This is a genomic window from Clostridium sp. MCC344 (assembly GCF_018785365.1).
In the GTDB taxonomy this organism is placed as follows: Bacteria; Bacillota; Clostridia; order Lachnospirales; family Lachnospiraceae; genus Pilosibacter.
The window spans coordinates 312,798-324,126 of record NZ_WQPQ01000013.1; the positions used below are offsets into that span (position 1 = coordinate 312,798).

At 47.8% G+C, this 11,329-nt stretch carries 13 protein-coding genes and 1 pseudogene; 2 read left to right on the forward strand and 12 right to left on the reverse strand.

Annotated elements, in window-relative coordinates; translation table 11 throughout:
* The first annotated feature begins 70 nt into the window (after window positions 1–70).
* The gene (gene spoVT, locus GPK90_RS03670; protein ID WP_118322305.1) at window positions 71–619 is read left to right on the forward strand and encodes a stage V sporulation protein T; all 549 of its coding nucleotides are present in this window, start codon (window positions 71–73) and stop codon (window positions 617–619) included.
* Here spoVT and GPK90_RS19500 read toward each other — a convergent pair.
* The 4 genes from GPK90_RS19500 to GPK90_RS03690 form a co-directional block, all read right to left on the reverse strand.
* Window positions 616–1,434 (reverse strand): GntR family transcriptional regulator, encoded by an 819-nt coding sequence (locus GPK90_RS19500; RefSeq protein ID WP_215702185.1) that lies wholly within the window; start codon window positions 1,432–1,434, stop codon window positions 616–618. The genes spoVT and GPK90_RS19500 overlap by 4 nt on opposite strands.
* Entirely contained in the window at window positions 1,435–2,304 is an 870-nt protein-coding gene (locus tag GPK90_RS03680; RefSeq protein ID WP_215702186.1) for a DMT family transporter, read from the reverse strand.
* A 284-nt stretch (window positions 2,305–2,588) separates the two neighbouring features.
* The gene (locus GPK90_RS03685; protein ID WP_243016271.1) at window positions 2,589–3,029 is read right to left on the reverse strand and encodes an FKBP-type peptidyl-prolyl cis-trans isomerase; all 441 of its coding nucleotides are present in this window, start codon (window positions 3,027–3,029) and stop codon (window positions 2,589–2,591) included.
* Between the two features lie 267 nt (window positions 3,030–3,296).
* Window positions 3,297–3,584, reverse strand: a complete 288-nt coding sequence (locus GPK90_RS03690; RefSeq protein ID WP_118530296.1) for a helix-turn-helix domain-containing protein — start codon at window positions 3,582–3,584, stop codon at window positions 3,297–3,299.
* Window positions 3,585–3,753: 169 nt separating this feature from the next.
* On the opposite strand from GPK90_RS03690, the gene GPK90_RS03695 reads away from it, so the two are divergent.
* Entirely contained in the window at window positions 3,754–3,951 is a 198-nt protein-coding gene (locus tag GPK90_RS03695) for a helix-turn-helix domain-containing protein (RefSeq protein WP_118298333.1), read from the forward strand.
* A gap of 61 nt (window positions 3,952–4,012) precedes the next feature.
* On the opposite strand, the gene GPK90_RS03700 is transcribed toward GPK90_RS03695, so the two are convergent.
* From GPK90_RS03700 to GPK90_RS03735, 8 genes and pseudogenes are all read right to left on the reverse strand, one after another.
* Window positions 4,013–4,246 carry a helix-turn-helix domain-containing protein gene (locus GPK90_RS03700; protein ID WP_118530298.1) on the reverse strand — a complete coding sequence of 78 codons (234 nt, stop codon included), beginning with the start codon at window positions 4,244–4,246 and terminating at the stop codon, window positions 4,013–4,015.
* A 263-nt stretch (window positions 4,247–4,509) separates the two neighbouring features.
* A complete protein-coding gene (locus GPK90_RS03705; protein WP_215702187.1) occupies window positions 4,510–4,932 on the reverse strand; it encodes a DUF6431 domain-containing protein in 423 nt (140 codons plus the stop codon).
* A gap of 443 nt (window positions 4,933–5,375) precedes the next feature.
* Window positions 5,376–7,214, reverse strand: a complete 1,839-nt coding sequence (gene glmS, locus GPK90_RS03710) for a glutamine--fructose-6-phosphate transaminase (isomerizing) (RefSeq protein ID WP_215702188.1) — start codon at window positions 7,212–7,214, stop codon at window positions 5,376–5,378.
* A 247-nt stretch (window positions 7,215–7,461) separates the two neighbouring features.
* Window positions 7,462–8,052 carry a hypothetical protein gene (locus GPK90_RS03715; protein WP_215702189.1) on the reverse strand — a complete coding sequence of 197 codons (591 nt, stop codon included), beginning with the start codon at window positions 8,050–8,052 and terminating at the stop codon, window positions 7,462–7,464.
* Window position 8,053: 1 nt separating this feature from the next.
* Complete coding sequence (locus tag GPK90_RS03720) at window positions 8,054–8,251, reverse strand: helix-turn-helix domain-containing protein (protein ID WP_215702190.1); 198 nt, start codon at window positions 8,249–8,251, stop codon at window positions 8,054–8,056.
* Window positions 8,252–8,523: 272 nt separating this feature from the next.
* Window positions 8,524–10,155, reverse strand: a complete 1,632-nt coding sequence (gene tnpC / locus GPK90_RS03725; RefSeq protein ID WP_215702191.1) for an IS66 family transposase — start codon at window positions 10,153–10,155, stop codon at window positions 8,524–8,526.
* 298 nt (window positions 10,156–10,453) lie between these two features.
* Window positions 10,454–10,816: an IS66 family insertion sequence element accessory protein TnpB gene (tnpB, locus tag GPK90_RS03730; protein WP_118468476.1), complete on the reverse strand. Its 363-nt coding sequence runs from the start codon at window positions 10,814–10,816 to the stop codon at window positions 10,454–10,456.
* Between the two features lie 90 nt (window positions 10,817–10,906).
* A pseudogene (locus GPK90_RS03735) lies at window positions 10,907–11,329 on the reverse strand (recombinase family protein); the annotation flags it as partial.

Genomic DNA, 11,329 nt, shown 5'->3' on the forward strand with positions numbered 1-11,329 from the left:
TTCCACATACTACCCATAAGGCACACAATATGGGAAACATGGTATGTGATATGCAGGAGGAATAAACGTTATGAAAGCTACTGGAATTGTAAGAAGAATCGATGATCTCGGCCGTGTAGTCGTTCCAAAGGAAATCCGGCGGACTCTGCGTCTCCGGGAGGGAACTCCGCTTGAGATCTTTACCGACCGTGAGGGAGAGATCATTCTGAAAAAATACTCACCGATGATGGAACTGAACGCGTTCGCAGGTCAGTACGCGGACGCGATGGCCCAGTCGACCGGGCTTCTCGTATGCATCACGGACCGGGACCAGGTAGTCGCGGCGGCGGGCGGAGCGAAAAAGGACTTTTTCCAAAAACCGATCAGCCGGGCGCTGGAGCATGTGATCCAGGAACGCACCGTCATCCAGGCAGGAAAAGAGGACCGAAACTTCACGCCTGTAACCGACGATGACGGGGACAGCATCACAGCCCAGGTGATCACACCGATCATCTGCGAAGGCGACGCCATCGGAGCCGTCATTATCATGAGCCGGGAGCCGCGCGCAAAATTTTCAGATCCGGAACTGCGCCTGGCGGCAACAGCTGCCGGTTTCCTCGGGCGGCAGATGGAAAGCTAAGGAAGCGCCGGGATCTCAAACGTCAGGAATTTCATCCCCTGATAAAGCTTTGAAGCGGTTGTCGTGACTGCGAGAACCTTTTTCCCGCTGCGGACGACCGTATCCCAGAAAAAAAGCGGCATTCCGGCAGGACCATCCCCTTCTCCGGTCATCATGGAGACATCAATATCTCCCGTGAGCTCCGGCTGAAGATAGATGTCCACGCCCGTCGGCTTCTCCGGGAAATTCCGGCTGATATAGTCATGGATCAGGCTGGTCGATAATTCCGCACAGTCGAAGGTGTGTCCGCCGCATACAGACAGCGGGATATAAGTAAAATCCATCTCCGAAGTCTTCCCGCCATCCCTGATACAGCGGACGATCTGATAGACATAGCTTCCCGCGTCAAGACCGAGCTTCCGGCATAGAACGGGATCCGCAGAGATGATCCTGTTCTCCAGGAGCGTGTGCGGTTTCTGTTCCGCTTTTTCCGGTGAAGCAAGCCGTATCCCGCCGCCGAAAGCAATCGTTCTCGATGCGGAAGCGGCGGAGCCAGCCTGCGCGTCCGAAAAACCATCCGTCTCTTCCGAAATTTCCGGGTCGTCCCTCCTTACAAAGGTCCCCTTTCCCTGTCTGCGGACGAGAATCCCGCGGGCGGTAAGCTCTTTGATCGCGGTCGTGACCGTGATCCGGCTCACCCCAAACATCCGGACAAGCTCCGCTTCCGATGGGATCCGGTCACCTGTCTTCAGACGGCCATTCCGGATCTCGCTTATAATATGATCTTCGATCTGTACATATTTCGGGGTGTAGAGTTTCTTGTCATCCGACTCCACTTACTTCGCCTCTTTCTTTTTCGAGTTTCCATAAATATACACCATAATGGAAGCGATCGCAACCAGGGCGCCGCCAAGGATCGAGGTATGTTTTACAGGCTCTCCGAGAACCACTGCTCCGAGAAGAATGCTGAACAGAATTCCGGAATAATTGTAGATACTGATCTCGGATGCCGGAGCAAAACGGTATGCGTATGTGATAAATACCTGTCCGAAAGAGCCGAAGAGACTGATCAGCATCAGGAGCAGGAACTGGCGCAGATCCGGCATGACAAAGTTTCCGATCACGAACGGCAGGGAACCGAACACGCTGAATGTAGAAAAGTGCATGATGACGGTAATTCCATCGACTTTTCCTTTAAAATACCCTAAAAACGTGTACGCAATTCCCGATGTGATCGCGGAAAGGAGCGCAACGATCAGCGGAAACGGATCAGACTGGAAGCTCGGACGGAATACGATGAATGCGCCGAGCACAGACAGGACCAGCGCCGGGATCTGGATCGAGGAAAGCTTCTCCTTCATGAACACAGCTGCAAGCAGAGTCACGAAGATCGGAGAGAGCTTATTTAACACTGTGACATCGCCCTGCGCCGCATGGCTGGATGCGTAGAACAGGGTAATCAGCCCAAGGAATCCGAAGAACGAACGGCCAAAGAGATACGGCTGATACTTTTTCGGACCATAATAAGAACCATGTTTCTTCCTGATAATGAAGAAAGAAACGATCAGGATGAAGAGATTGCGGACGCAGATCTGCTCCATCGTCGGAATTTCCCGGCTCATGCGGACAACCACCTGCATGGACGCAAAGGAAAGTGCGGACAGGATCATAAAGAGGATGCCCTTTTGTTTTTGTGTGATATTCATGATGTCCTCCTGAAAATTTAATAAAGAAGTTCGTTCCCTGACACATGAAAATTTTTCTCAATTATCATGTTGACATGTCAAGTTGTGTGGCATATGCAAGTATACACCTGTCTGTGTCTTTCGTCAATTCCTGTCTCCTCGTGACCACCTGCAGCCGGTTCACGCTTCTTGGGAATCTGCTTTCGGCTGCCGGTTTCATCGAAATTCCCTTCTGATCTGGGATGGGGATACAAAATGAGCTGCCGCACATTAATGCGACAGCCCTTTCACACGATCTTACTTTTTTATTTTACTTCCACCAGCTCGATCTTAAAGTTCAGCTCTTTTCCTGCCATCTCATGGTTCGCGTCGAGAGTGATCATCTTCTCATCTTTTGCGGTAACCGTTACCGGGAACGGCTGGCCGCTCTGGTTTGTAAGGTATACCTTCTGGCCGACTTCCAGGTCCTCAGAACCCGGGAGATTTGCGATCTCAAGTGTGAGGATCGCGTTCGGATTCGGCATTCCGTAAGCTTCCTCCGGCATCAGATGGATCTCTTTGATCTCGCCGACTTCCATATCTGCGACAGCCGCATCAAATCCTTTGATCATCTGGCCTGCACCGCATACGAACTCCAGCGGCTCTCCACGATCGTAGGAAGAGTCAAACTGTGTACCGTCGTTAAAAGTTCCTCTGTAATGGGTCCGGCATGTCTTTCCGACATTGCGTCCTGTCATTGTATCCATTTTAAGTTCCTCCAATATTCTCTGTGAGTAACTTTCCAGCGCCTTCACGATTTCCCGGCAAAACTATCTTCCGGATTCGCTGCATAGGTCTGCTGAATCATTATCTCCATGATCTTTAATCTCATTCAGTATACCCGGTAAAGAGAATATTAGCAACCGGTTTTCCGCGTCTTCTCACATCCTGAAAATTACGTTCTCACAAAATCCATGGCTTTGATCCAGGCTGTCGGATCTTCCAGCCGCAGATTACCGCCCATCAAGATCCGTTCAGCCCTGTCTGTTCTTTTTCCTTTCCAGTTCTTTCTCCTTCTGCCGCTCCTCTTCCAGTCCCGGAGACCACAGCGGCTCCTCATTCTCATCGAACACGATCTCCATCACATCCTCAACGCGGCAGTCCAGTATCCTGCACAAAGTTTCTACGGTATGAGTTGAAATATATAAATTTTTCCGCAGTCTGTTCAACTGACCGTTGCTGATCCCGTATGTCTTGATCAGGCGGTACTGGCTGATCCCTTTTCTCTGCATTGTCTCCCATAATCTCGTATATTTAACCATACTGTTTCCTCCTTTGTATCATTGAGCACCGTCGTTGTCTGCAATTCCTGTCAACATCCGAAAGAATCCGGCTTTTTTCCTTATATTTTCACAAACTTCCGACAATATCTTCTATTCTCTACTATGGCGGCTCTTTCGCCGCATTATATAAGGAAAGGAGGCATTCCTCATGATCGATTACAGTCCACTCTGGAACACCTTAAGATCAAAGCACATCAGCCAGTATCGCCTGGTCCGCAGCTATCATTTCAGCTCCGGCCAGCTTCAGCGGATCCGGAAGAATGAGCATATCTCCACTCATACTCTGGAAACTCTGTGCAGGATCTTAAACTGCAGTGTCGCAGACATCGTACGCATCTCATTTTGAGCCCGGCGAGAAAGAGGTTTAAAAACGGCTGGTCTTTATCGGAATCATTTTCCGGTAAAGATCAGCGTCCGTGAACCTGTTTTTCGCTCTTTTCGTCCTCGAAGGAAACTTCCATTACATCCTCGATCCTGCAGTCTAAGATCCTGCAGAGCGTCTCCAGCGTATGTGTAGAGACATATGTATTCTTTTTCAGACGGCTCATCTGACCGGAGCTTAAGCCAAACTCCTTGATCAGCCGGTACTGACTGATCTTTCTCTTTTCCATGGTCTCCCACAGGCGATTGTAACTTACCATTTTCTCCTCCGCACACGGCAATCCGGCACACGTTTCAGCCGAACAGATACAGGCCGAACAAACACTTTTCCTGATATCATCTATATACCATACATTGACACTATTTGTATATTGTCCATAATTGGACTATATATTTACCACACTTGGACAAGGCGGCATTATCAAAACGGCCGGCCAGCCATTCCTGACTGACCGGCAACCATACTCACTGATCACACAATTGCAGGCACCGCACCTGCCGCTTTTTCATTTTCCCTGTTATCTTAATTGCCCGCGCACCGGCAGCCAGGCTCACCTTCCGTCCTGCTCTCCTTTTCGGCTTCCTTCTCCATCTGAAGCACCTGACATTCCAGCTGCAGTTTCTCCCGGTTCCAGCGGTAGATCGTCGACTGCTCCGCCGAACAGTTCCGCTCTCCTCTCACCGTCTCGATGATCGCCTCCCGCGCATAGTGCTTATGCGGGAGCATAATATCAGGAAGATGCAGGTGGATGCGTCCGCATATCTTGCATTTGTACCGGCGCAGAACAAACATCTGTACCGTCCCGTCGGACAGGATCAGCTTTCTTCTTTTACTGTCCCGGACCGTCATAGCTCCACCACAATGCGGGCATTCCGGAGCGCTCGATGGAATAATATAATACATTCCATTACGCTCAATTTTCGTGTACTTGTTTGATACGATCATATGTATTCCTCCTCCATTCGTTGTCTGTCAGGACCCCATCGCCTTTCGATTTGATCAAAAACCCGTATCCCGGTCTCATGGGGTGTTGAGCCCGGAACAGCGCCCGCAAACTTATTGATCATGTCATAAGATCCCGTTATCCCGCCTCACGAAAAGCCGCTGCCCGACGTCGTTTTCCGCATATATCCGACGCCGGTTCCCGCCCTTCCCGACAGGATCCGTTTTCCCTTAACATGTTCCATTAATATAAACGTAAGAAAATCGAAAATGTGACAGGAAAAATGAAAAAAGTTGAATTTTTTTTGACCAGGAAGAGATTCTTGCTTACGGGGTTGCATTTTGCAAGAAACGGTGTAATGTAATTGTTGAGAAGCTGAACAGATAAACTAAAAAAAGTGCCAAGTCAAAAGTTATCCTTTACGACTCGACACTTTTTATTTTCTTTACTCCACCGTCACACTCTTCGCCAGATTTCTAGGCTTATCCACATCCAGTCCCTTTGCGACAGATACATAGTATCCAAGCAGCTGCAGCGGGATCACCGCCAGACTCGCCGCGAATAACGGCTCCGTCTTCGGAATATAGATCACGAAATCAGCGCTGTCCTCGATACTGTAGTTTCCATACGTCGTGAGCGCCATCAGGTACGCCCCGCGGCTCTTGCACTCGACCATGTTGCTGACCGTCTTCTCATAGAGATTCTGCTGCGTCAGAACGCCGATCACAAGCGTTCCCGGCTCGATCAGGCTGATCGTCCCGTGTTTCAGCTCCCCGGCCGCATACGCCTCAGAGTGGATGTAACTGATCTCCTTCATCTTTAAGCTGCCTTCCATGCTGACCGCATAGTCAAGCCCGCGCCCGATAAAGAACATATTCTGCGCATTCATCTGCTTTGCGGCAAACCACTGGATCCGCTCCTTGTCCTCGAGAAGCTTTTCGATCTTCTCCGGGATCGTCTGCAGCTCCGCAAGAAGCTCCGCCGTCCGGTCCTCATCGATCACACCGCGGACACGCGCAAACTCTGTTGCAAGAAGATACGAGGCGATCAGCTGTGTGCTGTACGCCTTCGTCGTCGCAACCGCGATCTCTGGACCTGCAAGTGTATAGAAGACATGATCCGCCTCACGCGCGATCGTGGAACCGACCACGTTGACGATCGCCAACGTCTTCACACCATGTGCCTTCGCCTCACGCAGCGCCGCAAGACTGTCCGCCGTCTCCCCGGACTGGCTCACGATGATCACCAGGGAATTCGGTGCAAACAAGAGTCTCCGATATCGGAATTCCGAAGCGAGCTCCACACGGACCGGGATCTGCGCCAGCTCCTCGATCACATACTGTGCCGCAACGCCGACATGGTAAGCCGATCCGCACGCCACGATATAGATCTGTCCGAGTTTCGCGATCTCCTCCTCTGAAAGCCCGACTCCGCTCAAGTCGATCTTTCCGTCCTTCACGACAGAATTGATCGTATCACGGATCGCCTTCGGCTGCTCATGGATCTCCTTGATCATAAAGTGCTCATAGCCGGCTTTCTCTGCCGCCTCGGCATCCCACTGGATCTCCACCAGATCTTTTTCGATCTCGTCCCCGTCAAGGTTATAGAAGGTCACTTTCCCCTTCTGGAGACGACACATCTCCATATTTCCGATATAATAAACACTTCTCGTATACTTTAAGATTGCCGGAACATCCGAAGCGACAAACGACTCGCCATCCGCCACGCCGATGATCATCGGGCTGTCCTTTCTCGCCGCGTAGATCTCCTCCGGATAATCCTTGAACATGACTGCAAGCGCGTAGGAACCGCGGATCCGCACCATCGCGTGGTTGATCGCATCCACCGGAGTATGCTCATATTTCTTATAATAGTAGTCGATCAGCTTGATCGCAACCTCTGTATCCGTATCGGAATAAAACGTATATCCCTTATTCTGAAGCTTTTCCCGGAGTTCCTGGTAATTCTCGATAATTCCATTATGAACGCCGACGACGTTCCGGTCATCGCTGCAATGCGGGTGCGCATTCAGCTCACTCGGCTCCCCGTGCGTCGCCCAGCGCGTATGACCGATCCCGCAGGTTCCCTGCATCGCCATTCCATCATTTGTCTTCTCTGCGAGAACGCGGAGACGTCCCTTCGCCTTGACGATCTCCACATCCTTCTCCCCGTCGCGGACCGCAATTCCCGCCGAGTCATATCCGCGATACTCTAATTTCGCAAGTCCCTCAAGCAGGATCGGGGCCGCCTGTCTATGTCCTGTAAATCCAACAATTCCACACATATGTAAATCTTCCTGTCTTTCAAATTTTTATTTCCTGTCCGACGACAGTTATCCCGATTATATCATTTTCCGGCGGTCCATACAATAATATTAGAAAAATGATGAATTTCCTAAATCTTTCTGCCTTCCTAATTCTTTTCTTAGAATCACACCTTAATAAACTAATGCATACTACTTTAATCTTCTTGCTTTTTCAGGATTGAAACCAACTTCGCAATGCAGCAATAATAAATGAATATATTTAAATTTATTTTTTTGTAATTTGCTTTCCCTTTTTTACATTATTTTTGTTTACTGTTCCAATCCATACTCCTGTTTTTTTATCCAATTTCATCTCATATGCAGTCGGAACACTAATATGATTACTCTTTAGTCTTTTTAAGAGCTCCATATTCTTAGTTTTTCCACTTTTAGTAAATCTATGGTTCTTCTCTCCATTGGGAATAAGTGCTATTTTCACCCCATCATTAGTTATTTTAATTTCAATCTGTCTGCTGTCTATTTCTCTGTTAAGTTTACCATTTAAAACAATATTTCCGTCTGTATGAATATACGTATAATATGAAGTGTTCTTTTCTTCCGGCATCAGTGTTATAAATTCCGCTAACATAGCCTGTTTTTTTTCTTCTTTCAACTGATAAACTCCTCTGACTCGTGAATATATTTCACTGCCATTAACTCTTAATTGATAAATAGCCATTTTTAAAGTGCTACTTTGCTTATCGACTTCTATTCCCTCTTCGCGTAAGCGACTTCTCATTTCATCTGAAGTATGCTCCATTCCATCTGATAATAAATCTAATATAATGCTTTTTGTCTTTGCTGTTTTTGATATCATTCTATAAATCCACCTTCTGAACTGGTTTATATAATTCTAAAGCTACAATAAGCTGAAGAAACTTATCATAGCGTACTAAATTTTCATTTTTTTCAAAACGACTTAATTGCCTTGGTGAATAGTCCGTTTCATCCGCTAATTCTTCCAGTGTCTTTCCTATTCTCTGTCTCGCATTTTTTATTTCTTCTCCTGTGATCATTTCTTATACCTCCTGTCACCCGCTTTGGTTGTAGTTTAGATTATACCTTACACAGGAAAAAAACGGAACGTCAATACTGTCATATTTGACCTTATTTTTTATTGGTTGCTGTTTAAACAAACTTTTTATTGACCAAGCTAGAGTAAAACACTAGATTTCTTTTACCTAATACGTTTTTAAACTATACACCATACTACTTGTCTTGTCCATAACATTGTAAACGCTCCATACCAAGTACCCTATAAGCTAAAAGCCGCTTCCGCGGCTCTGCTTCATTGCTTTTTCGGTTTTCTGACAACGTCCGGCAACTTTTCCGACCATGGAAGCAGGTCATCTAAGAATGACCGGTCGCTGTCATCCATGCGCTTGGGGATCTCTGTCAGAAGGTGTTCAAAGTATTCGTATGGTTTTAGGTTATTCGCTTTTGCCGTCTCTGCGATGCTGTAAATAATCGCGGATGATTTCGCACCATTGATCGTATCGATCATCTGCCAGTTCTTCTTTCCAACACAGAATCCGCGGATCGCGTGCTCAGAGGCGTTATTATCCATAGGGACATCCCCATCTGTCAGGAAAACCCGGAGATATTTTTCCTGATTCAGAGCGTAACTGAAGGCATCCTTCAGCTTTTCTGTTCCGACCTCGCTTTCATGCTGCTTTAGGTACGCAAACAAAGCGTCTACCAGTGGCTTTATAGCCACCTGACGCTGGGAAAGCCGTTCTTCCGATGAGAGATCCTTTAGCTTTCCTTCTTTTCTGTAGATCGTCTGGATCTGCTTTAAGATCAAATAGGATGCGGATTCTTTTTGGCGTTCTTTCGGTACTACTGCAAGCGCTTCATCAAAGCGCCTGCGGGCATGGACCCAGCACCCGGCTATCGTCAGGTCTTCACGCTCTTTTTCCAGTGTATGGTAGACCTGATAGCCATCCGTCACGCAAATGCCGGAATAATTCTTTAGGAATTCCCGGGGATGAGAGGCATTTCTTGTCCGCTGATACTCATAAAGGATGATCTGTTTTTCCGGATACATGTGGCCAGAACGGTACACCCACATATAACTCTTGGAACCGGCACTGCGGCCATCCCGGTTTACCAATACCGGTGTCTCATCAGCCTGGATGACATGATAGCTGTAAAGCAGCGAATGAAGGTGATCATACAAAACGGCGAGATATTCTTCTCCCAGCCGGATCATCCAGTTCGCCATGTTCTGCCTGGTTATGGCAAGGCCATATCGAAGGAATTCCTGTTCAAGGCGATAAAGAGGGACCGCGTTTACGTATTTTCCATTCATGACCGCAGCAGCGAGCGAAGCGGATACGGGGCTTCCATGAAGCAGGCTTTTGGGATGCGTTGCTTTTATCATGTGCCCGTCTGTTTTGCTGGCATATACACCAACATGGTGCTCATCCACCTCGACTTTTGCCGGAATGAAACGATATCTGCGTGTAATAGCATCTGGAAGCTGTTTCCAGCCGTTTTCACCGAATTCTGCTGTTAATTCTTCTTCGGTCATGTAGTGGTTGATCCGATTTGTAGGAAGCCCGGACATATCCTGTGCTTTCTTACCGGTTGCTTTTTTTCTGCGTTCCGGTGCCGGCTCCAGAGTCTCTGGTTCCGGTGCCTCCAGATCACAGACAGCTTCGGCTTCATTAAAAAACACAATGGTTCCATCCACTTCAGCAAAACGGAGCTGCTGGGCATCCTCCATTTTTTCAGAGGAACGTCCAAACCGGTTCTTATTAGCCAGGATCAGCTGTTCCATCATTGCCTGCATCTTCGTATCCAGGGAATGCAGGTCGGCACTGACCTTTTCTAACTGTTCCTGTTGATTCAAAAATAACTGGATCAGCATAGATTTATCAAAGCTGTTTAACTGTTCTTCTGTGAACTTCATCGCCATGGCAGGAACTCATTTTCTTAATGAGTCCATTGTACCAGATCTGTACGTTTTCTGCCACTTGGCGCCTGTTTTCCTTTCGGCATAATGACGGTGGATAACAGTACAGAGCACCTGGGATAGCTTTTCATGATTCCAGATGTTCTGTGCTGCTATCCACAGATTCAGAACGATTTTTCTGCCCGAAACCGTGTGGTTTGATTCCTGCGGACTGAATTCTGTGGATAAGCTTTATGAAACGGAAGAGATTCTCTTTTCTTCTGTGAAATATGGAAATTTTTTTCTCCATAATGCACAAATGTTACATCAATCTTTTAGGCGGATCATTTGGCCTGATCGGATGTTTGGGGAGAATTTCAAGCCCTTGCATCAGCATCGTATACTGTTCCGGGGATATTTCCAACGCCTCTTCTACGGAACGTGGCCAGTTGAAGGCACCGTTGCTCAGTCTCTTGTAAAGAAGCAGGAACCCATCCCCTTCCCATAAGAGTCCCTTGATCCGGTCCGTCTTCTTCCCGCAGAAAAGAAAGAGCGTATTTTTATCATACGGATCGAGCTGAAACCGGAACCGGATGATCGTTGCGAGACCATCCATTCCTCTCCGCAGATCGGTATAACCAGCTGCAAGATAGATCTTTTTCAGACCTGTGGCGTCATTCAGCATTAGACAGCACCTCCAGGATACACTGAAACATCGGTGTACAAGGGGTACAAACAAGATAAAATAGAAATGAGGGGCGATAGAGCGGAAATGTCAGATTTTCCACTCTATCTGAACATGGTCGCTGGTGGCCTTGATTGTAGAGATCAAGCCATCGGCGGCTTTTCTTTTGTCGTCAAAATCTATGCTCTCCCAGTTGTCGAGATAATAGGACAACTTCTTTATCTGCTGGGGAGATATGGTTTCAACGCTCAATTCGGCGATTGCCTTTGAAATGGTCTGGCGTCGGGTGTCCAGTTCTTCAATTTTTTTGTTAGCGTAGGCAAGCAAGGTCGCATTGGCTCCGGTCAGCGTATCCAGCAGCTTTTCAATTTCTGCCTCCACCTGTGCCAGCTCCACTTGATAGGCGGTCAGTTTCGGATTGACTTTTTCCTCTCTGCCGTGGAGTATCTGAAAGTCTTTGAATTTCTCCTGCATGGCCGAGAAAATGAATTGCTCAAATTCTTCTTTGCGGAT